Origin of the sequence: Actinomadura viridis (assembly GCF_015751755.1) — a bacterium.
Taxonomy (GTDB): Bacteria; Actinomycetota; Actinomycetes; order Streptosporangiales; family Streptosporangiaceae; genus Spirillospora; species Spirillospora viridis.
On record NZ_JADOUA010000001.1, the window covers coordinates 6,546,816 to 6,568,002 of the forward strand.

Annotated in this window: 15 protein-coding genes and 1 pseudogene; 11 read left to right on the forward strand and 5 right to left on the reverse strand. The window is 75.5% G+C overall.

The annotated features are described in order from the left end of the window. Positions 1–152: 152 nt before the first annotated feature. The gene (locus tag IW256_RS29610; RefSeq protein ID WP_197014080.1) at positions 153–4,655 is read right to left on the reverse strand and encodes an HAD-IC family P-type ATPase; all 4,503 of its coding nucleotides are present in this window, start codon (positions 4,653–4,655) and stop codon (positions 153–155) included. 89 nt (positions 4,656–4,744) lie between these two features. Continuing rightward, positions 4,745–5,278, reverse strand: coding sequence for a hypothetical protein (locus tag IW256_RS29615; RefSeq protein ID WP_197014081.1), 534 nt, complete (start codon positions 5,276–5,278; stop codon positions 4,745–4,747). Between the two features lie 431 nt (positions 5,279–5,709). Between IW256_RS29615 and IW256_RS29620 the strand changes: the two genes are divergently transcribed. After that, positions 5,710–6,216: a flavin reductase family protein gene (locus IW256_RS29620; RefSeq protein WP_197014082.1), complete on the forward strand. Its 507-nt coding sequence runs from the start codon at positions 5,710–5,712 to the stop codon at positions 6,214–6,216. A 14-nt stretch (positions 6,217–6,230) separates the two neighbouring features. On the opposite strand, the gene IW256_RS29625 is transcribed toward IW256_RS29620, so the two are convergent. Beyond that, positions 6,231–7,520 (reverse strand): sulfite oxidase, encoded by a 1,290-nt coding sequence (locus tag IW256_RS29625; RefSeq protein ID WP_197014083.1) that lies wholly within the window; start codon positions 7,518–7,520, stop codon positions 6,231–6,233. Positions 7,521–8,273: 753 nt separating this feature from the next. Here IW256_RS29625 and hpnD point away from each other — a divergent pair. From hpnD to hpnC, 7 genes are read left to right on the forward strand one after another with little or no spacing between them, the layout of a single operon-like run. After that, on the forward strand, positions 8,274–9,131 hold the full coding sequence (hpnD, locus tag IW256_RS29630; RefSeq protein WP_197014084.1) for a presqualene diphosphate synthase HpnD: 858 nt from the start codon (positions 8,274–8,276) through the stop codon (positions 9,129–9,131). Next, the gene (gene hpnE / locus IW256_RS29635) at positions 9,128–10,459 is read left to right on the forward strand and encodes a hydroxysqualene dehydroxylase HpnE (protein WP_197014085.1); all 1,332 of its coding nucleotides are present in this window, start codon (positions 9,128–9,130) and stop codon (positions 10,457–10,459) included. The genes hpnD and hpnE overlap by 4 nt, the downstream gene beginning before the upstream one ends. Beyond that, positions 10,456–11,481, forward strand: coding sequence for a polyprenyl synthetase family protein (locus IW256_RS29640; RefSeq protein ID WP_197014086.1), 1,026 nt, complete (start codon positions 10,456–10,458; stop codon positions 11,479–11,481). The genes hpnE and IW256_RS29640 overlap by 4 nt, the downstream gene beginning before the upstream one ends. After that, positions 11,482–13,377, forward strand: coding sequence for a squalene--hopene cyclase (gene shc, locus IW256_RS29645; RefSeq protein ID WP_197014087.1), 1,896 nt, complete (start codon positions 11,482–11,484; stop codon positions 13,375–13,377). Further along, on the forward strand, positions 13,374–13,976 hold the full coding sequence (locus IW256_RS29650; RefSeq protein WP_197014088.1) for a phosphorylase family protein: 603 nt from the start codon (positions 13,374–13,376) through the stop codon (positions 13,974–13,976). Before shc ends, IW256_RS29650 begins: the two co-directional genes overlap by 4 nt. Next, on the forward strand, positions 13,976–14,980 hold the full coding sequence (gene hpnH / locus IW256_RS29655; RefSeq protein ID WP_197014089.1) for an adenosyl-hopene transferase HpnH: 1,005 nt from the start codon (positions 13,976–13,978) through the stop codon (positions 14,978–14,980). The genes IW256_RS29650 and hpnH overlap by 1 nt, the downstream gene beginning before the upstream one ends. A 23-nt stretch (positions 14,981–15,003) precedes the next feature. Further along, the gene (gene hpnC, locus IW256_RS29660) at positions 15,004–15,969 is read left to right on the forward strand and encodes a squalene synthase HpnC (protein WP_197014090.1); all 966 of its coding nucleotides are present in this window, start codon (positions 15,004–15,006) and stop codon (positions 15,967–15,969) included. Here the strand turns inward: hpnC and IW256_RS29665 are convergent. Together IW256_RS29665 and IW256_RS29670 are read right to left on the reverse strand one after the other, a co-directional pair. Beyond that, positions 15,924–16,721 carry an SDR family NAD(P)-dependent oxidoreductase gene (locus IW256_RS29665; protein ID WP_197014091.1) on the reverse strand — a complete coding sequence of 266 codons (798 nt, stop codon included), beginning with the start codon at positions 16,719–16,721 and terminating at the stop codon, positions 15,924–15,926. The two genes, hpnC and IW256_RS29665, sit on opposite strands and share 46 nt — an antisense overlap. Continuing rightward, a complete protein-coding gene (locus IW256_RS29670) occupies positions 16,705–18,756 on the reverse strand; it encodes a bifunctional phosphatase PAP2/O-acyltransferase family protein (protein ID WP_197014092.1) in 2,052 nt (683 codons plus the stop codon). Before IW256_RS29670 ends, IW256_RS29665 begins: the two co-directional genes overlap by 17 nt. A 215-nt stretch (positions 18,757–18,971) precedes the next feature. Between IW256_RS29670 and IW256_RS29675 the strand changes: the two genes are divergently transcribed. From IW256_RS29675 to IW256_RS29685, 3 genes and pseudogenes are all read left to right on the forward strand, one after another. Next, positions 18,972–20,321, forward strand: a complete 1,350-nt coding sequence (locus tag IW256_RS29675) for an MFS transporter (protein WP_197014093.1) — start codon at positions 18,972–18,974, stop codon at positions 20,319–20,321. A 110-nt stretch (positions 20,322–20,431) separates the two neighbouring features. Beyond that, a pseudogene (locus IW256_RS29680) lies at positions 20,432–20,515 on the forward strand (hypothetical protein); the annotation flags it as partial. Positions 20,516–20,624: 109 nt separating this feature from the next. Further along, positions 20,625–21,056, forward strand: a complete 432-nt coding sequence (locus IW256_RS29685) for a carboxymuconolactone decarboxylase family protein (RefSeq protein WP_231405360.1) — start codon at positions 20,625–20,627, stop codon at positions 21,054–21,056. Positions 21,057–21,187 lie beyond the last annotated feature (131 nt).

Here is a 21,187-nt window from a genome sequence, read left to right on the forward strand (position 1 = left end):
GACAGAAGGTCAGCCACGTTGCACCTCGGAGTGATGGTTGCTTGAAGGACTTATCGGCATTTTTATCCCATATGTCTGGTTTGACGGCACAATCGTGGGTGGACGGCAGGTGAACAGTGTCTAAAGACGCACCCTGACCGGCTGATGCTCGCTCAGCTCGGCACGGGCTCGGTCGCCGTTCCGACCGTTCCGACCGTTCCGGTCGCTCCGGTCGCTCCGGTCGCGGCATCGGCCGCCTGACCGGCCTCCGGCTCGCTCGCGGGCGAGGGCACGCCGCCGTTCCGGTCGCCCCTGCGGGTGATGACGGTCGCGGCGGCGGCGAACGCCAGGGCCGAGCCCCCGGCGATGGCCCAGCAATGCGGGAGCAGCGGGCGGCATCCGAAGAAGTGGCTGAGGACGGGGACCTGGACGATGGTCACGAGCGCGCCCAGCGAGACCACCCCGGACGCCAGGACCAGGGGGCTCCGCCCGCCCGCCGCGAGCGTCTGCAGGAGCTGGGTGCCCACCAGCGCCACCAGGCCGGCGGTGACGGCCTGGGTACGGGTGCCGCTCGCCCGCGCGAGCAGGTACGCGGTCTGGGCGGCGCCCGCGGTGGTCACCGCGCGGACGGTGATGTCGCGGGTCAGCGCGGCGCCGAGGGACGCCTCCGGCCCCTCCCGGAGCAGGTCCTCCCGGGTCGCCCCGGCGGGCCGCCGCACCGCGAGCGCGATGGCCGGGAGCATGTCGGTGAGCAGGTTCACCAGGAGCAGCTGGCGGACGTTCAGCGGGCTGCCCCCGCCGGTCAGCGCGCCGCCGATGGTGAACGCGATCTCCCCGAGATTGCCGCCGAGGAGGACGGCCAGGGCGTCGCGGGCCGACTTCCACATGGCCCGGGAGTCGGCGATGGCGTCGACGATGGTCTCGATCCGGTCGTCGGTCACCACCAGGTCGGCCGTCTCCCGGGCGGCGGGGGTCGCCCGCCGGCCCAGGGCGATCCCGACGTCGGCGAGCCGGATGGCGGGCGCGTCGTTGGCCCCGTCGCCGGTGACCGCGACCACCTGCCCGGCGTCCTGGAGGAGCTGGACGACGCGCGCCTTCTGCGCCGGGCTCACCCGGGCGAAGACCGAGACGTCCGGCAGCTCCCGCGCCAGTTCCGCCGCGTCCCTCTCGTCGAGCTCGGAGCCGGTCATCACGTGCCCGTCCAGGACGCCGAGCTCGGCGGCGATGGCCTCCGCGGTGCTGGGATGGTCACCGGTGATCATCATGATCTGGACGCCGGCGCCGCGGAGCCGGTCCACCGCCTCGGCGGCGGTCCTGCGGACCGGGTCGGCGATCCCGACCAGGCCCAGGAACCGCAGCCGCCGGATGCGCGACTCGGCGAGGTCGGCCCGGCCCGACGCGGACCGTTCCGCCACCGCCAGCACCCGGTAGCCGCCGCGGGCGAGCCGCTCCACCTGCCGTTCCACGGTCGCGCGGGCGGACGCGTCGAAGGGCGAGGGGGCCTGGCCGGGACGGCGCCAGGTGTCGCAGCGCTCCAGGACGATCTCCGGCGCCCCCTTCACGCTGAGGTGCTGGCCCCGCCGGTGCCGGCCGAGCACCGCGTGGTAGCCGCGGCTCGGCTCGAAGGGCAGCTCGTCCACCCGCTCCCACGACCCGAGGCCCTCGGACGGGTCCATGGTGAACTCCTCGGCGGCGTGCATGACGGCCCGGTCGGTGGGGTGCGGCAGGCGGCGGCGCCCGCCGTCCTGGTCCGGGCTGGCCCGCAGCGCCGCGGCGACGATCTCCCGCATCCAGGGCACCGGCGCGTCGGCGGCCAGCGTCGTCTCGCCGTCGGAGATCTGGCGCAGCCGCAGCCGTCCCTCGGTCAGCGTGCCGGTCTTGTCGAAGCAGAGCACGTCGACCCGGCCGAGCGCCTCGACCGTGGCGGGATTGCGGACCAGGGCGCCGTGCCTGGACAGCCGCCGCGCGGTGGCGAGCTCGGCGGCGGTCGCGATGAACGGCAGCCCCTCCGGTACGGCGGCGACGGCCAGGGTGACCGCCGAGCCCACCGCCTGCGCGACCGGGCGCCCCGACAGCAGGTCCACCCCGAAGAGGACGGCGCCGGCCGCGAGCGAGGCGGGCAGCGTCGCCCGGGTCAGCTCCAGCAGGCGGCCGGAGACCCCGCCGGGACGCTGCTCCTCCGCGCCCAGCCGGGCGGTCCGCCCGATCTCGGTCCGTTCCCCGGTGGCCACCACCACGGCGGAGGCGTTCCCGGCGGCGACGACCGTGCCCTGGTAGAGCATGGAGTGCCGGTCGGCGACGTGCCGGGCCGGGCTCGCCGCGGCCGCCTTGGCGACCAGCTGCGACTCCCCGGTGAGGCTGGACTCGTCGACCTCCAGCCCGTCGGCCGACAGCACCCGGCAGTCGGCCGGGACGGCGTCGCCCGCGGCGAGCGCGATCACGTCGCCCGGCACCAGCTCGTCGGCGGCGGCCTCCGTCTCGCCCCCGTCCTCGGCGCCGGGCCGCCGCAGCCGGATCCGCACCGTGCTCAGCCGGACGAGCCGCCGCAGGGCCCGTTCGGCGCCGGCCCGCTGCGCGCCGGAGATGAAGGCGTTCACGCCCAGCACCGTGCCGATCAGCGCGGCGTCCATCACCGACCCCATGACCGCCGAGATGCCCGCGCCCGCGGCCAGCGGCGGGGTGAACGGGTTGTCGAGCTCCTCCAGCACGACCCGGCCCAGCCCCGGGCGGGCGGGCTCGGTGACCGCCTCAGCGGTGCGGCGCCGCGCCGCCTCCCCGGCGTCCAGCCCCGCCGGTGACGAGTCGAGGCGGTCCAGGACCGCCTGGACGGGCCAGGCATGCCAGGGCGTACGGTCCGCGGGCACCGGCGCCGGCCGCCGGGCCAGGGCGGTACCGCTGTAGGTGCCGGTGGCGACCGCCGAGAGCGTCGCGGCGTTGACCGCGAGCAGGGCCCGGCCGGTCGCCTTCGGGGCCGGGCCGGACGCGGCCAGCATCACGCCCGCCGCCCATCCGGTCGCGGCGATCCGCGCGCTGCGCCGGCTCACCTCCCGGGCGGTGGCGATGGCGTCGACGATCAGCCACGCCCCGTCCAGTCCCGGGCCGCAGAGCAGGTCCGCGCCCCAGGGGGCGCGTTCCCCGGGCCGCAGCAGGCCGATGCCCACGTCCGCGGCGGCGAGCGCCGGCCTGCCCCGCGCGGAGACCAGGGCGACGCCGCGCCCCTCCTCCTGGAGCCGGCGCACCGACGCCCGCAGCCCGGGCCCGCCGGGCAGCCTCCGGTCGATCTGCAGCCGCGGATCCAGCCCGCCGCCGGCGCCGGTCGCCACCACCAGCCCCGCCCGGTGCGCGGCCGACACCAGCGCCTCGGCCAGCGGCTCGGGCTCCGGGACGAGCACGACCAAGGCGGTCAGCTCCCCGTCCCGGGCCAGGGCGAGGACCGCGGCCCCGCGCCGGCGCAGCTCCCGGGCCCGGTCATGGACGGCCTGGCCCGCGTCCCCCGGCCACGCCCTGAGGGGGGACACCGTCCATCCGCCTTCCGAACGCCACCTGCCGGGACGGGCCGGGTCGACCAGTGCGAGGGCGCGTTCGCAGCACTCCGCGGCGGGGACGTCCGCGAGGGGGAGGACCTCGTCGATGACCTGCCGCCCGGTCCGCAGCGCGGACGCGTCGACGACCACGGTGTCGATCCGGTCCAGCCGGCGCAGGGCCGCGGTGTCGCAGACGACGACGCCGCGCCCGGCCGCGATCCGGCCGAACTGGGCGGCGAACGCCTCGCGGCCCACCCGCGCCGCCTTCGGCACCCCGGAGACGAGCACGCCCTGCGCCCGCTGGGCGTCACGGGTCAGGGCGAGGGTGCCCAGCGAGGCCGCCACCGACATCGGGGCGTACTGGAGGAGGCGCTCGACCGGCCCGTGGGGCAGCGGGCGGGGCCGCTCCGGACCGTCCAGCGGATCCGCCCGGTGCGCGCCCGCGCCACCGTCGTGCCGGCCCTCGTACCGGTCCCAGGCGCCCATGTGCGCTTGCAGTTCCACCAGGTGCACGAGCCTGAGCGCGGCGTCGAGGGCGAGCCTGGACGGCTGCTGGGCCAGGGCGTGGACGACCGCACCTCCGCCGCTCAGGACGAGGTCGGTCGTGGACGCGCCGAGGCGGCGCGTCAGCCCCTCCCTGATCCAGGGGGTGAGGTCGGCGATGGAGATCAGTGCGGGGACGGTCTCCGGAAGGGGCAGCGCGCGGGTCGCCTTGCCCGCGACGGCGGCGCCGCAGGCGGCCAGGTTCAGCCCGGCGTACGCGGCCTCCCGCGCGATCACGGACACGTCCCCCGGCACCGCGGGCGCGAACGGCGCGTCCTGCGCTCCGTACAGCCGCTCGACGTCCTCGACCAGGTCGACGAGGTCGCCCGCGTCCATGCCCTCGGCGCAGGTCACGACGACGCGGCCGAACACGGCGTTCACCTCGGCGGCGCGGACGCCGTCCACCGACAGCAGCGCCTCCTCCACGGCACGCGCCAGCCCCGCGGCGCCGGAGGCGTGAACGCCCCGCACCTTGATGTGGAAGCGCCCGGACGAGGCACGGACCGCGCGCGGCTCCAGCACCCCGCCCACGATGTGCCGGACGGGGCCGGGCACGGGAAGCGCCTTGGCGGCGTGCGCGGCGGCTCCGAGCATTCGGCGCAACGGCATGGCCATACTCCAGCGGGGCGTGGTCGATACCGTGGCGAGGCCGTCGCGTCATCCCCGGGCGCCGCTCGCACCCGCCACGCGGGGCGGTCCTACTCCTTCTTCGCGGCCTCCCGCCGCGCCCCGTTCCCGGAGCGCGCCCGGCGGGCGACGCCGACGCCGACCGCGATCGCCGCGGCGACCGGCCATTCCACCACCCCGAACACCGCCAGCGCGCCGAGCCCGGCGTAGTAGACGAGCCGGTCCGGCGGCGGCAGGTGGGAGGTCGCGATCTTCCCGGCCTCGACGACCTCGTGACCGGTCACCGGCAGGCCCGCGGGCGCCGGGATGCGTACCTTCCGCACCGACAGGTGCGGGGTGACGACGGGAACGGGAAGGGTCGCCGTACGCTGCGTCGTCCTCCCGGCGGTCTCCTCCCCGGCGCGCTTGCGCGCGGTGGTGCGCCGCCGCGTGCTCGTCTCCGCCGCCGGACGCGCGGTGGTCGCGCGCTGCGCCGACGCCCGCCGGGTCGTGGTCCGCTGCGTGGTGCCCCGCTGGGTGGAGGTCCGCCGCGTCGTGGCACGCTGCGCCGTCCCCTTCTCCGTCGTGCTTCTCCGTGTGGTCTTCGTGCCCTGAGCTACGGCCATCTCGGCTCCCCATCCATCGGCACAGGCCGATGTCCTTTATCGCGGGTCCTGCGCGCGTGCCACCCCGTCAGTGGAGGTCCGCATTCTCTGCCGCTACCCGTGCGATATGGGCTCAAGCAGCACCTTGCGCTCCTGTTACGACAATTTTGAGATGGCGTCGACCGGGTCACGGGACGGTGTCCGCCAGTGCCCGAGGGAGCTTTCCTACTTTCCCGACTAGATTAGTTGACATTTACCGGCGGTGCGGCCTAGGCTCGCTGCCGTGCCACCGACGGTTCCTCTGCCCAACCGCGGCCACGTGGACTTCCGCCGCGTGGCCGGCGCTCCGTGTTCCGCCTGAGCAAGGCTCCCCCAGTCACGCGTCCGACCGCCCGAACGAGTACCGCCTGTCACCGTTCGACCGGCCCCCCGACCGGCCCCGGAGGTTCCCGATGACCGACAGCCCGCCGGGCCAGGTACTGGATCCCGCGCGGTTCCGCCAGGCCCTCGCCCTGCACGCCGCCGGGGTCGTCGTGATCACCGCATCGTCCGCGGGGGTGCCGACCGGCCTGACCGCGACCTCCTTCTCCTCGGTCAGCCTGCGGCCGCCCCTGGTCTCCTTCTACGTGGACCAGGGCTCCACCACCTGGCCGTCGCTGCGCGCCGCCGACCGGTTCGCCGTCAACATCCTGGCCGGTGACCAGGCCGAGGTGGCCACGCGCTTCGCCCGGCGGGGCGTCGACCGTTTCGCCCCGCCCACCGCCTGGAGCCCCGACGACCACGGCACGCCGCTGCTCGGCGGCGTCTGCGCCCACCTGCTCTGCGTCCCGCACGCCACCATCGACGTGGGCGACCACATCCTCGTCGTCGGGCTGGTGACCGGCGCCGAACTTCTCGCGGGCGGACGGCCGCTGCTCTACCACCACGGCCGGTTCGGCCGGTTCCTCCCCCATGGGTGAGCCCGGCGGCGGTGTCAGGCCACCAGGACGGGATGCCGCACGACGGCGCCGAAAAGGTAGCCGTAGGTGTTGAACACCGCGCGGTCGGGCTGGGTGGCGCCGGACGCGTCGGTCGCCCTGGCCAGGAGCGCCGTGGGACCCGGGCGGTCCGGACGCCAGGTGGTCTCCCAGCGCCGCCAGCCGCGCTCGGGGCCGCGCAGCCGCGCCGTCCGCCAGGTGGCGCCGCCGTCGGTGCTCACCTCGACCCGGCGGACGGGACCGTGCGGGGACCAGGAGCGGCCGGTCAGCACGACCGGGCGCCCGGCCCGTACGGTGGCGTCCCATGGCAGCTCGAAGGCGCTCTTGACGACCTGCTCGGCCAGCGGCGGCCCACCCTCCGGCGGGTGGTCCGGGCCGAAGAGGCGGTAGAAGCGGGTGTTCCACGGGGAGAACAGCGGGCGGTCGGCGACCTCGATCTCGCCCACCCACTTGACGGAGGAGACCCCGATCCAGCCGGGCACCACCAGGCGGACGGGGAAGCCGTGGTCGGGCGGCAGCGGCTCCCCGTTCATCTCGTAGGCCAGCAGCACGTCGTCGAGGGCCTTGGCGACGGGCAGGGGGCGGCGGACGGGCCCCAGGTCGACGCCGCCGGTGACGAAGTTCGGATCGAGCCCGCGCGGCAGGACGTCCACCGCCGTCTCCGCCAGCCCGGCGCGTTCCAGGACCGTGGCGAGGCGGACGCCGCGCCAGCGGGCCACACCCACGCCGCCGAGCCGCCACGGCGTGCCCTCGGCCGGGGTCCCCTGCTGGGTGCCGTAGAAGGAGCGGCCGTTGCCCGCGCACTCCACCGCCACGGTCATGGTCTCGGCCGGCAGGGCGAGCAGGTCCTCGTAGCCGAACTCGACGGCGCGGCCGGCGGGCGGCGCCCCGCGCAGGCCCGTGCCGTGCAGGCGCAGCCGCCAGGTGCGGGCGTCGATCAGCGGGGTGCGGGTGTGGTTGCGGACGAAGAACCGGTCGTTCGGGACGAGCAGGCCCTTGCCCTTCATGGCCTCCCAGCGCATCTCGGCGTTGGTGCCGTGCGCGATGAACAGGTCCGGGGGCAGCGGCTTGACGATCGGCCCGGGTTCCGCCGCGGCGGGGCCGGCGGCCCGGACCGGGGCGCGGTCCGTCCAGTGCCGGGCGGCGGCGCCACCGGCGACGACCAGCGAGCGGAGCAGGTCGCGGCGGGCCCGACCGTCGCGACCTGCTCCGCCCTCCCCCTCCAGCCACTGCCGCGTCCGGGTCAGGTCGTAGTGGTGTTCGTCGAGCAGGCCGTCATCGCTCATCGGCTCAGGTTCTCCTAATAACCTACTGACTTTATAGAGAATCTCCCATCGAAATCTCTCATCAAAGCCCGGCCGGCACAAGCCTCGCCCCGGCCGCCCCCGAGCGCGCGCCTCGCGCCCTGCCCCTCGCGCCCTGCCCCTCGCCCGGCCACGCCCCCCGAGCGGCCACGCGCGGGTGCCCGTGCCCGCGCCGGCCGGGGCGTTCGGCGCGGGCGCCAAAGGGTTCCCGGAATACCGTCGCCGAGCGGCAAAGAATCGCCGCGAATTTACATATTTCGGCACCGTCTCACCGATGCGTCCTCCACGGCCGCATCCGATCACTCCGGAAGGCCGCTCCTCGATTCCGGCGCGCCAGAGACACACCGGACCAAGCGCACAACGAGGTTTTACCAGAAACCCGCCGGCCTCCGCGGCGAACGATCGCGACGATCGCCGCAATGCTCGCCCACCTGGGACTTCTCGGTCCGATCGGCGGCCCGCGCGAGGCGGCGCCCCGGCCTGCCGACACCGGTCGGAAAAGCCGGAATTTCATGACAGATGGCTTGCCCGGCGCGGGACGAACACCGTGTCGTGACCGCCACGCGTTCGGGAGTTGTGATCGAATCCATGGGTGGCCGTGGCGTTTATCGCTAGCCGATTCGGATAGCTGAAATCATGTCCGTGTCTTGCCGCAAGGCCGTGGATCCTTGCCCGCGTCACATCCGGTCCGCAGTAACCGGCACATCGGCCCCGCGCTCGGAAGGAGATCGCCCAGTGGATCCGTCCACCGGTTATCAGGAGTGCGAGCGCATCGTCCGCACGCGGGCCCGCAACTTCGCCTACGGCATCCGGCTGCTCCCCCCGCCGAAACGCCGCGCGCTCAACGCCATCTACGCGTTCGCGCGGCGGGTGGACGACATCGGCGACGGGACGGACCCGGCGGACGTCCGGCTGGCCCGGCTGGCCGAGACGCGCGCCCGGCTCGCCGCGCTGCCGGCCCACGGCGGCGACCCGGTGCTGGTCGCGCTCGCCGACGCGGTACGGCGGTACCCCATCCCGGTCGAGGCGTTCGGGGAGATCGTCGACGGGTGCGAGAGCGACGTCCGCGGCGCGTCGTACGCGACGTTCGACGAGCTGGTCGGCTACTGCCGGAGCGTCGCGGGCTCGGTGGGGCGGCTGTGCCTCGGCGCGTTCGGGACCGGCGACCGGGAGGCCGCCGAGCCGCTGGCCGACGCGCTCGGGGTGGCCCTCCAGCTGACCAACATCCTGCGGGACGTCCGGGAGGACGCCGAGACCGGCCGGGTCTACCTGCCCGCCAAGGACCTGGCCCGGTACGGCTGCACGCTGCACTTCGATCCCCGCCAGGGGTTCACCGACGAGCCCGACCGCCTCGCGGAGCTGGTGCGGGCGGAGGCGCGGCGGGCGCGCGAGTGGTACGCGACGGGGCTGCGACTGCTGCCGCTGCTGGACCGGCGCAGCGCTGCCTGCACGGCCGCGATGGCGGGGATCTACCGCCGCCTGCTGGACCGCATCGAGGCGGATCCGGGCGCGGCCCTGTGTTCCCGCACGTCCCTCCCCGCCTGGCAGAAGCTCGCGGTCGCGGGCCGCGCGCTGAGCGGGGTGGAGCGGTGAGCGTCGCGATCGTCGGCGGCGGTCTCGCCGGGATCAGCGCCGCCCTGGCGCTGCAGGAGGCCGGGCACGAGGTCACCCTGTACGAGGGCCGGGCCTGGCTCGGCGGCGCCACCCACTCCTTCCGGCGCGGCGACCTGTGGATCGACAACGGCCAGCACGTCTTCCTCAAATGCTGCACCGCGTACCGGGAGCTGCTGCGGCGGCTCGGCACGGCCGGCGGCACCCGCCTCCAGGACCGGTTCGACGTGACCGTGCTGGGCCCGGACGGGCGGCGCGGGCGGCTGCGGCGCGCGGCCCTGCCGGGCCCGGCGCACCTCGTCCCGGCGCTGGCCGGGTACGGCCTGCTGTCCCCCGCCGACCGGCTGCGCGCGGTCCGGGCCGCCCTCGCCCTCCGGTTCCTCGACCACCGCGATCCGGCCGTGGACTCGCTGTCGGCCGGGCGCTGGCTGGCCGGGCACGGCCAGGGCGAGCGGGCCGTGCGCGACCTGTGGGGGCTGCTGATCACCGCCTCGCTCAACGCCGATCCCGAGGAGGCGTCGCTGGCCCCGGCGGCCATGGTGCTGCGGACGGCGCTGCTGGGCCGGGCGGACGCCGCCGACATCGGGGTGCCCACCGTCCCGCTGCGGGACCTGCACGGGCGCGCCGCGCTGGCGGCGATCCGGGCCGGCGGCGGGCGGGTCCGGCTGAAGGCGAAGGTGGAGGCGGTCGAGCCCGGCCCCAAGGTGCTGGTGGACGGCGCGCTGGAGCCGGCGGACGCGGTCGTGGTGGCCGTCCCGCACCGGGCCGCGGCCACGCTCGTCCCCGAGGCCGCCTGCCCGCAGCGGCACGCCTGGGCGGGCCTGGGCCGCAGCCCGATCATCAACGTGCACGTCGTCTACGACCGGGCCGTGATGGCGGAGCCGTTCGCCGCCGCCACCGGTTCACCCGCCCAGTGGATCTTCGACCGGACGCCCGCCGGCGGGCCCGCGTCCGGGCAGTACCTGGCGGTGTCGGTGTCCGCCGCGGACCGGTGGGCCGGCCTGCCGGCGGCCGAGCTGCGGCGGCTGTTCCTGCCGGAGCTGGCGCGCCTGCTGCCCAGGGCGCGGGGCGCCCGGGTGGACGACTTCTTCGTGACCCGCGAGCGGCACGCCACGTTCCGGCAGCGGCCGGGCACCGCGGCGCTGCGCCCGCCCGCGGTCACCCGGCTCCCCGGGATCTTCCTGGCCGGCGCGTGGACGGACACGGGCTGGCCCGACACCATGGAGGGCGCCGTGCGCAGCGGCCTGACCGCCGCCCGCGAGGTCCGCGGGCATCTCCGGCACCGGGCTCGGGGGGTGGCGGCCCGATGACCGCGCAGGCCCCGGCCGCCGTCTCCGCCGGCCGCGAGCTTCTCGAACCGGCGCTCCGCGCGACGGTGGACCGGCTCGACCGGCCGATGCGGGAGATCGCGAGCTACCACTTCGGGTGGACCGACGAGACCGGCGCGCCCGTACCGCCCGCGCTGCGGTCCACGGGCAAGGCGCTGCGGCCGGCCCTGGTCCTGCTCGCGGCCCGCGCGGCGGACGACGATCCCCGCCCCGCGCTGCCCGGCGCGGTGGCCGTGGAGCTGGTGCACGCGTTCTCGCTGCTGCACGACGACATCATGGACGGGGACCGGACGCGGCGGCACCGCCCGGCGGCGTGGACCGTGTTCGGGACGCCCGCCGCGATCCTGTGCGGCGACGCCCTGCTGGCCCTGTCCCATGAGGTGCTGCTGGAGACCGGCACGGCCGGCGGGCACCGGGCGGCGCGCGCGCTGGCCGGGGCCACCGCCCGGCTGATCACCGGCCAGGCGCTGGACCTGGAGTTCGAGCGGCGCGCGCGGATCTCGCTGGCCGAATGCCTGCGGATGGCGGCGGGCAAGACCGCGGCGCTACTGGCCTGTTCCTGCTCGCTGGGGCCGCTGCTGTGCGAGGCCCCCGAGCCGCTCCCCGGCGCGCTGGCCGCGTTCGGGTCCGATCTGGGCGTGGCGTTCCAGCTCACCGACGACCTGCTGGGCATCTGGGGCGCGCCGGAGGTCACCGGCAAGCCCGCCGGCAACGACCTGCGGGCCCGGAAGAAGTCGCTGCCGGTGACGGCGGCGCTGAACGCCGGGACGGCCGAGTCGGAGCGGCTGGCGGAGGTGCTGGGCCGTCCGGGCGTCCCGTCCGAGGCCGACGTGCGCGAGGCCGCCCGCCTGGTGGAGGCCGCCGGGGGACGGGCCTGGACGGAGGCCGAGGCCGCCGCCCGGGTGGCGTCCGCCCGCGCGCATCTGGACGGGGTGGACATGCCGGACCGGGTCCGTGCCGACCTCCTCGAGCTGGCCGACTACGTCACCACCAGGAGCCGCTGAATGACGACCATCGAGACCACCGCCCCGGCCGACCAGGTCGCCGCCGCCCTGGAGTCGGCCCGCGACCACCTGCTGGGCCTGCAGTCGCCCGCCGGCTGGTGGAAGGGCGAGCTGGAGACCAACGTCACCATGGACGCCGAGGACCTCATGCTGCGCGAGTTCCTCGGCATCAGGACGGCGGAGGAGACCGCCGAGGCCGCGGTCTGGATCCGTTCGCAGCAGCGGTCCGACGGGAGCTGGGCCACCTTCTACGAGGGGCCGCCCGACCTGTCGACGACGATCGAGGCGTACGTGGCGCTGCGCCTGGCCGGGGACCCGCCGGAGGACGTCCACATGCGCCGCGCCGCCGCGTTCGTCGTGGGGGCGGGCGGGATCGAGGCGAGCCGGGTCTTCACCCGGATCTGGCTGGCGCTGTTCGGGCAGTGGTCCTGGGACGAGCTGCCGGTGATGCCGCCGGAGATGATGTACCTGCCGTCGTGGCTCCCGCTCAACGTCTACGACTGGGCCTGCTGGGCCCGGCAGACCATCGTCCCGCTGACGATCGTGGGGTCGCTGCGGCCGGTCCGGGCGCTGCCGTTCGACCTGCCGGAGCTGCGGACCGGTATGCGCCCGCGGCGCCCCGCCGGCCGCCGTCCGGGCTGGGGCACGGCGTTCCAGGGCCTGGACCGCGTGCTGCACGTGTACGAGAAGGCCCCGGTGCGGCGGCTGCGCCGGGCCGCGATGCGCCGCGCCGCCGAGTGGATCGTCGCGCGGCAGGAACTCGACGGTTCGTGGGGCGGCATCCAGCCGCCGTGGGTCTACTCGCTGCTCGCGCTGCACCTCCTCGGCTACGGCCTGGACCATCCGGTGATCAGGCGCGGGCTGGACGGGCTCGACGGGTTCATCATCCGGGACGAGAAGGGGCGGCGGCTGGAGGCGTGCCAGTCCCCGGTGTGGGACACCGTCCTGGCCATGAACGCGCTGGGGGACGCCGGGCTGCCCCCCGAGCACCCGGCGCTGGCGCGGGCGGTGGAGTGGGTCCTCGGTGAGGAGATCCAGGGGCCGGGCGACTGGAGCGTGCGCCGGCCGGACCTGGCGCCGGGCGGCTGGGCCTTCGAGTTCCACAACGACGGCTACCCCGACACCGACGACACCGCCGAGGCCGTCCTCGCGCTGCGCCGCTCCGGCGACCCGAGGGCGCGGGAGGCCGTGCGGCGCGGCGTCCGGTGGATGGCGGGCATGGTCTCCCGCGACGGCGCCTTCGGCGCGTTCGACGCCGACAACACCCGGACACTGTGCACCAAGCTGCCGTTCTGCGACTTCGGCGCCGTCATCGACCCGCCGTCCGCGGACGTGACCGCGCACGTCGTCGAGGCCCTGGCGCACACCGGGCACGCGCGCACCCCGGTCGTCTGGCGGGCGGTGTCGTGGCTGCTGAAGGAGCAGGAGGACGACGGTTCGTGGTTCGGGCGGTGGGGCGCCAACCACGTGTACGGCACCGGCTCGGTGGTGCCCGCGCTGGTCGCCGCCGGCGTCACGCCCGACAAGCCGGCGATCCGGCGGGCGGTGGCCTGGCTGGCGGCCCACCAGAACCCCGACGGCGGCTGGGGCGAGGACATGCGCTCGTACCGGGACCCGTCGTGGATCGGCCGGGGCCGCTCGACCCCGTCGCAGACCGCCTGGGCGCTGCTGGCGCTGCTGGCGGCGGGCGAGCGCGGCGAGGTCGTGGAACGGGGCGTGGGCTGGCTGGTGGAGCACCAGCGGCCGGACGGCACCTGGGACGAGGACCACTTCACCGGCACCGGCTTCCCCGGCGACTTCTCCATCAACTACCACCTCTACCGCCTGGTGTTCCCGGTCTCCGCGCTGGGCCGCTACCTGTCGGCCCGCGACGGGACCGCGGGAGACCCGGCATGACGCGGCTGGTGGTCTGCGCGGCCCTGGCCATCGAGGCGTGGGCGGTCGCGTCCCGGGCCGGTCCGGGACGCGGCTTCGCGGTGGTGCGGACCGGTCCCGGCCCGGCGCGGGCGCGCGCCGCGCTGGGCCGGCTGCCCGCGTTCGACGCCCTGGCGGTGGCCGGGTACGGCGGGTCCCTGGTCCGCGGGCCGCGGCCGGGCGACGTCTTCGTGGCCACCGAGGTGCGTGCCGCGGGCCACGGCGTCCCGTGCCGGGGCGCGGACGCGCTGGCCGACCTGCTGCGGGAGGCGGGCCTGCGGGTGCTTCGCGGCCCGCTGGTCACCACCGGCCACGTCGTCACCGGCGCCGAACGCGGGAGGCTGGCGGCGGCGGGGGCGCTGGCCGTGGACATGGAATCCCGGCCGCTCGCCGAGGCCGCCCGCACGCGCCCGTTCGCCGTCGTGCGCGCCATCGTCGACACGCCGGACCGTCCGCTGGCGCGTCCCGCGACGCTCACGGGCGGGCTGCGGGCCACCCGCGCGCTGCGCTCCTGCGGGCCCGCGCTGCGGCGATGGACCGAACGGCTCGACAAGGATCGCCGCAAGGAGGTAGGGCCCTGATGGGAATGCCACTTCGCCAGAGCCTGCGCGTGGGGGGCCACATCCTGCGCAACAAGCTGATGCGACGCGAGAAGTTCCCGCTGCTGGTCGAGCTGGAGCCGCTGTTCGCCTGCAACCTGTCGTGCGCCGGCTGCGGGAAGATCCAGCACCCGGCGGACGTGCTCAAGCGGCGGATGCCGGTCGAGCAGGCGGTGGCGGCGATGCGCGAATGCGGGGCGCCGATGGTCTCGATCGCCGGCGGCGAGCCGCTGATGCATCCGCAGATCGACGAGATGGTGAACGCGCTCGTCGGCATGAAGCGGTTCGTCTTCCTGTGCACGAACGCGGTGCTGCTGCCCAAGAAGATCGACAAGTTCACGCCGTCCCGGTACTTCTCCTGGGTGGTGCACCTGGACGGGCTCCGCGAACGCCATGACGCGTCGGTGTGCAAGGAGGGCGTCTTCGACGAGGCCGTCGAGGCGATCCGGGAGTGCCGGCGCCGCGGCTTCCGGGTCACCACCAACACCACGTTCTACGGCCACGACAGCCCGCAGACCGTGATCGACGTGCTGGACTACCTGAACGACGACCTGGGCGTGGACCAGATGATGATCTCGCCGGGGTACGCCTACGAGAAGGCGCCCGACCAGGACAACTTCCTGGGCGTGCGGGAGACCCGGGAGATGTTCCGCAAGGCGTTCGCGGGCGGCAACCGCAAGCGGTGGCGGCTCAACCACTCGCCGCTCTTCCTGGACTTCCTGGAGGGGGCGCGGGACTTCCGCTGCACGGCCTGGGCCATCCCGTCGTACTCGCTGTTCGGCTGGCAGCGTCCCTGCTACCTGATGTCGGACGGGTACGCCCAGACCTACCGGGAACTGATCGAGGAGACCGACTGGGACTCCTACGGCCGGGGCCGCGACCCGCGCTGCGCCAACTGCATGGCGCACTGCGGCTACGAGCCGACGGCCGTCTTCGCCACCATGGGTTCGCTCAAGGAGACCTTGCGCGCGTTGCGCTCGACGTGAGGCCGGCAGTGCAGCACCAGGACATGCGATCGACAGGCGACCAGGACGGCCCGGCGGCCGGGGGGACCGGCCGCGCGGCCCAGGAGAACTTCCCCGTCGCGTCGCGCCTGCTGCCCCGCCGGTACCGCGCCGACCTCATGGCGGTCTACGGCTTCGCCCGGACCGTGGACGACATCGGCGACGAGGCTCCGCCGGACCGGCGCGGCCCGCTGCTGGACGAGGTCGACCGGGACCTGGACCGCATCTACGCGGGCCGGCCCGCGATCCTGCCCGTCATGGTGCCCCTGGCGCACACCATCGCCGGCCGCGGGATCCCCGCCGAGCCGTTCCGCAAGCTGGTCCGCGCCAACCGCCAGGACCAGGAGGTCCTGCGCTACGACACGTTCGCCGACCTGCTGGCCTACTGCGCGCTGTCGGCCGACCCGGTCGGGCACATCGTGCTGTACCTCTTCGGCGCGGCGACCCCGGAACGGCTGGAGCTGTCGGACCGGGTCTGCTCCGCGCTGCAGATCCTCGAACACTGCCAGGACGTGCGGGAGGACCACGAGAAGGGGCGCGTCTACATCCCGGCCGAGGACCTGAGGCGGTTCGGCTGCGTGGAGGACGACCTGCGCGCCGCCCGTACCCCCACCCGCTTGCGGGGCGTGCTCGCCTTGGAGGCCGACCGGGCGGGCCGGATGCTGGAGGAGGGTGCGCCGATCGCCGCGGGGCTGCCGCCGTGGGCCCGGCTGGCGGTCAGCGGCTACATCGCCGGTGGGCGCGCCACCCACGCCGCCCTCCGGCGGGGCGCCTACGACGTGCTCGGTGCCCGGCTGCACCCGCGGCCCGCCCGCCTGCTCACCGAATGGCTCCGCGTCCTGGTACGGAGCGGCCCCGCGGGCGGCGGCACGGCGGGCGGCGGCACGGCGGGCAGCGGCACGGCGGGCGGCCCGTCCTCGCGCGGCTATCCGGGCGGGCGTTCGCCGAGGCGGCTCGCCAGGCGCCGGTAGAGCCCCGGGTGCACGCCGCGGACCGCGACGGGCAGCCGTAGCCAGCGCGGCGCGTGGACCTCCGCCGTCCCGGCGGCGATCCCCCGTACCAGCGCGGCGGCCACCGGGCCGGGCGGGAGCGGGCGGGGGCGGCGCCGTGTGTACGGGGCGCCCCGGCGTTCGAAGAAGGGCGTGTCGACGACGCCGGGGACCAGGACCGTCACGGTGACCCCGGTGCCGTGCAGTTCCAGCCGAAGGCTCTCGGCGAACGCCTCAAGGCCGCCCTTGGTGGCGGCGTAGACGGCCTCGCCCGCCACCCCCAGCCGGCCCGCGATCGAGGACACGAACGCCAGGCGGCCCTCGCCCCGTTCGAGCATGGCGGGCAGCAGCGCGCGGGTGAGCCCGATGGACGCGCCCAGGTTGACCGCCAGCATCCGGTCGGCGAGATCGGCGCTCATCGCGGGGAACGGGCCCGCCCATCCGGCCCCGGCGTTGCCGACCAGGACGTCGACCCGGCCCACCGTCTCGATCGCGGTCGCGGCCAGGCGCTCGGGCTCGCGGGGGTCGGCGAGGTCGCCGGTGACGGCGGCGACGGCGGCGCCGCCGGTACGGGCCGCCAGGTCGTCCAGCCGGGCCGCGTCCCGGCCGTGCAGGACCAGCCGGTATCCCGCGCCGGCGAGGGCGAGCGCGATCTCCCGGCCGAGGCCGGAGGAGGCGCCCGTCACCAGCGCCACCCGGCCGCCCGGGGCGGTCCGGTCACCCTTGACGTCCATGGTCTCCCCCCGCCCGCCGGGCGCCGCGCCCGCCGCCGTCCCGGCCCAGTTCGCCGATCACCTCGTGCATCGCGCCGCACAGCTTGGCGGCGTCGTCCAGCAGCGCCGGTTCGACGCTGACCCCGAAGTTCAGCCGGCCGCTCCAGCTGAGCGCGCCGACCGCCAGCGGGGCTCCGGGGGCGGTGGGGAGGATCGGATGGACCGCCAGCATCGGCGCGCCGGCCAGCCGGACGTCCAGGTCCAGCCCGGGGAGGTTGGACACGATCGCCTGGAACGTGCGCCCGCCGTAGACGGCGCGGGCGAAGGCCGCGTGCAGGGGCGGCGGCAGGACCAGCGGCGCCCGGCGCATGACGAACCACGCCGCGGCCACCCGGGTGCCGCCGCGCAGCCGGCCGCTCCGGCGGGCGATCGCCGCGAGCCGGTCCCGTTCGGCCATCGGGCCCACCGGCACGTCGATCATCACCGCGGCCGTGTGGTTGCCTTCCGGCGGCGTCGCGGGGGTGCGCATCATCAGGGGCACCGAGACCCGCAGCCGCCCCGGCGCGGCGTCCGCGCGCGCGGCGGCGCCCGCGTCGGCGCCGCAGGCGGCCGAGACGCGGGACAGCCCCCCGGCCACGGCGCAGAGCAGCACGTCGGTGACCCGGGCGCCGTGCCCGCGGGCCACGTCCCGTACCGCGCCCAGCGGCAGCCCGAGCGCGCCGAAGCTGCGCTCGCCGGACGCGCCGGAGGGGAGCCGCGTCCCCTGCCGTCCCTCGGCGGCGAGCTGGAGCAGCCCGGCCGCCGTCCCCGCGGTCCGGCGCACCGCCCCCGGGCCGGCGGCGCCCTCGTCCGGGGCGGGCGGGAGCTCGGGTTCCATCAGCCGCAGCGCGTGGGCGACGACCCCGAGCCCGTCCGCGACGACATGGTGCATCAGGAAGACCACGGCGGTGCGTTCCGGGTCGTACCCGCGCACCAGGACGAGCCGCCACAGCGGCCGGTCCCGGGGCAGCGGCTCGCCCTGGAGCCCGGCGACCAGGTGGTCCAGCGCCGCCGCGCCGCCCGGCGCGGGCAGGTCGCGGGCCGCGACGTGCCAGTCCCAGTCCAGGACGGGATGCTCGGCCCAGACGGGCCTGCGCCAGCGCCCGCGCGGCGCGAGCCGCTGCCGGAACCGCGGCAGCGCGCCGAGCCGGTCGCCGACCACCGCGACCAGCCGTTCCCGGGTGAGGGCGCCCTCCGGCGCGGCCAGGATGATCAGGCCGCCGACGTGCTGCGGCGACCGGGGCGACTCCACGGCCAGGAAGAAGGCGTCCGACGGGCCGACCCGGCGGTCCCGGGGCGCCCCGGCGAACCGTTCGGCCACGTGGACGCAGCCCAGGACGAGGACGGCCGCGCCGGCCGAGTCCAGCAGGTAGTGGTTGGCGGTGGCCAGGGTCACCAGCACCGTGACGGCCACGTGCAGGACCCCGATCGCCTGCACCGCGCGGCCCGCCGATATCCGGGCCAGCTCGACGCTCACCCACAGCGCCCAGGCCACGTGCAGCGACGGCATCGCCGCGAGCTGGTTGGCGCTGTCGATCACCGGGGTGCCCCACGAGCCCCAGGTCTGGCCGAGCCGTACGGTGTCGACGAACCCGAGGCCGGGCAGGAGCCTCGGCGGCGTGACCGGGTACAGCGCGAAACACGCCACCGCGACCAGGTTGATCAGGGCGAACGAGGTGCGCGCCACCGGGTAGCGGTCGGGGCGGCGCCGGTACAGCCAGACGAGCATGATGAACGCGCTGACCAGGTAGGTGGTGGCGTACTCGTAGTTCGCCAGCGTGCACAGCACCGGATGCTCGGTCAGCCAGGCGTTCAGAGGACGGACGAAGCCGACGCCCAGGCCGGTCTCGAAGGCGTCCAGGGCGCGGCTGTGCGCCTCCGCCGCCGCCGAGCGTCCCGCCACGGGCACGGAGTCGACCACGGCGTACACCGCGAAGACCGCCAGGCCGATCAGCAGTTCACGGCGGAGCGAGAGCCGTGACGCCGTGCCGCCGGCCGATGACGCGGCCCGAGACATGGAGACACCCGCGACCATTGCATCCCCCCGTTCGCCCCCCCGTTGGAAACTTTCCAGATCGGCCCGTTCCCTAACCGTCCATCGTGCGGGGCGGACCGTCGCGGGACGACCCTTGCGAAGGTTTCGGAGCGTCACCTTTGGGATAGCGCTGGGTAATGAAGAGCGAACACCCGGCGCTGATCACCGGGTGCGCGCGGGAGAGGCGCTGACCGCCGGTGGCGCTCGGGAAGCTGCTGCGACGGCGCGCGTTCCGCACGCTGATCATCGGGCAGGCGGTCTCCTCGCTGGGCGACTGGATGGGCACCATCGCCCTGATGTACCTGGTGCTGGAGCTGAGCGGGTCCACCGCCGCGGTCGGGGGCGTGCTGGTGCTCCGCCTGCTCCCCTCGGCCCTCGGCGCCCCGTTCGCGACCCGGGCCGTCACCCGCTGGCCGCGCCGCCGCGTGATGCTCACCTCCGACCTCATCCGCGCCGGGATGGCCTTCGCGCTGCCGCTGCTGCCCTGGCTGGGGTGGGTGTACTTCTGGGCGTTCGCCATCGAGGTGGTCGCGCTGGCCTTCCTGCCCGCCCGGGACGCGGCGATCCCGGTCCTGGCCGAGGACCGCGACCGGGACGAGCACGACACCGCGACCCTCGCGCTCGCCAACGGCGTCACGCTGGGCCTCTCGTACGGCATGATCCCGCTCGGCGCCGGGCTGTTCGGGCTGATCCTGTGGGCCACCAACGCGACCGGGTGGTACGGGTACCTGGCCTACATCGTGGTGTTCTGGCTGGACGCGCTGAGCTACCTGGTGTCCTACTGGGCGATCCGTACCCTGCCCGACCTGGGGCCGTTCCCCAAGGAAGGGGTCACGGAGGCCGGCGCGGCCGGTGCGGAGGCCGGCGCGGAGGCCGACGCGGCGGGTGCCGCGGTGGGCGCGGCGAGCGCGGCGGCCGGGGAGGGCCGGGCTCGGGCGGCCCGGGACGACGCCGGGTTCCTGCGGGCCGTGCGGATGCCCGAGGTCCGCGCGATCGTGCCCGGCGTCGCGGTGGTGGCGCTCGGACTGGGGGCCCTGTTCTCCATCGGCGTCGTCTTCGTCCGGGACGTGCTGCGGGCGGGACCGGTCGGCTTCGGGGTGCTGGTGGCGCTGTTCGGCGTGGGCGGGGTGCTGGGGCTCCTGCTGCTGCGCCGCCGCCCGGAAGGCCACCTGCTCGCCCGGATCCGGACGGCCACCCTGGTCCAGGGCCTGGTGATCACGGCGATGGGGCTGGTCGCGTCCACCGCCTGGGCCCTGCTGGGCGCGGTCCTGTTCGGCGCCGCGGCCACCGCGGCCCTGGTCGGCGGGATCACCTACGTCCAGGAGAGCCTGGAGGGGACGCGCCGGAACGTCGGGCTGACCGCGTTCCACGCCGTCCTGCGCTCCGGGCTGGCCCTGGCCGCGCTGGCCGCCGGGACGGCCGCCGACGTGATCGGGACCGTCCGGCTCGGCCCGCTGGGCCCGCTGGCCCCCGCCCAGACCGTCCTGGCCGTCTCGGGCCTGGTCATCCTCGCGGGCACGACGCTGATCCGCCCGCCCTCCCGGTGAAGATGAGAAGGGGTGTCACAGTCTGGCGACCTGTGTCGTCCTCCGGGCATGACGACGGCAGTGATCGCTGGGACCGGAACGCGCGCGGTGCTCGCGGGGGCACGAGCATGATGGCTGAGGAGCTCGCGCGATGCTTCGAAGCCGAGCGGCCGCGCCTGCTGCGGGTCGCCTACGCGACGCTGGGCTCGATCGCCGAGGCCGAGGACTGCGTGCAGGAGGCGTGGCTGAGGCTGCGCGGGCACGCCCGCGACGAACGACGACATCCAGTCGCGTCTGCCCGACCTCACCCAGCACTTCCCCGAGCTGGCGGCACTCTCCGGAGCCGTGCACAACGCCGTCCGGAACGGGCCGGTTCCACAGACCACCATCGGCCTGATGCAGCTCCGCGCCGGGCAGATCGTCGGCAGCACCTACCACACCATCCGGGTGACCGGCAGCCTCCGCAAGCTCGGGGAGACCGAGGAGCGCATCACCGCCGTGGCCTCATGGCAGAACGCCCCCTACTTCACCGAGGCCGAACGGGTCGCCCTGGAACTCGTGGAGGCCGTCCTCACCCCGAACCCGTTCGGGGAGCGCGTCTCCGACGAACTGTTCGCCAGGGCATCCGCCCACTACGACGACACGGCGCTCTGGACGCTCACCGTGGCGATCGGCCACTTCAGCTTGTTCATCCCCGTCGCTCTCATCGGAAAGCCGATCCCCGGCAGGCCCCCCGGAAAGAATTACACCAAGTAACTTCGAAAAGGCCCGGAGCAGAAACGCGGCGACGGGCCGGTACCGCATCTGTTCGATGATGCGTTCGATGGTGACGGCCAGGTCGCCGACGCCGCGGGCGGCCGGGCGGCCACCGGCCGCCGTGCAAAGCG

Coding starts and splice junctions, on each gene's coding strand:
- IW256_RS29610 (WP_197014080.1), bottom strand. CDS start 4,655: ATGCCGTTGCGCCGAATGCTCGGAGCCGCCGCGCACGCCGCCAAGGCG.
- IW256_RS29615 (WP_197014081.1), bottom strand. CDS start 5,278: ATGGCCGTAGCTCAGGGCACGAAGACCACACGGAGAAGCACGACGGAG.
- IW256_RS29620 (WP_197014082.1), top strand. CDS start 5,710: ATGACCGACAGCCCGCCGGGCCAGGTACTGGATCCCGCGCGGTTCCGC.
- IW256_RS29625 (WP_197014083.1), bottom strand. CDS start 7,520: ATGAGCGATGACGGCCTGCTCGACGAACACCACTACGACCTGACCCGG.
- IW256_RS29640 (WP_197014086.1), top strand. CDS start 10,456: ATGACCGCGCAGGCCCCGGCCGCCGTCTCCGCCGGCCGCGAGCTTCTC.
- shc (WP_197014087.1), top strand. CDS start 11,482: ATGACGACCATCGAGACCACCGCCCCGGCCGACCAGGTCGCCGCCGCC.
- IW256_RS29650 (WP_197014088.1), top strand. CDS start 13,374: ATGACGCGGCTGGTGGTCTGCGCGGCCCTGGCCATCGAGGCGTGGGCG.
- hpnH (WP_197014089.1), top strand. CDS start 13,976: ATGGGAATGCCACTTCGCCAGAGCCTGCGCGTGGGGGGCCACATCCTG.
- hpnC (WP_197014090.1), top strand. CDS start 15,004: ATGCGATCGACAGGCGACCAGGACGGCCCGGCGGCCGGGGGGACCGGC.
- IW256_RS29665 (WP_197014091.1), bottom strand. CDS start 16,721: ATGGACGTCAAGGGTGACCGGACCGCCCCGGGCGGCCGGGTGGCGCTG.
- IW256_RS29670 (WP_197014092.1), bottom strand. CDS start 18,756: ATGTCTCGGGCCGCGTCATCGGCCGGCGGCACGGCGTCACGGCTCTCG.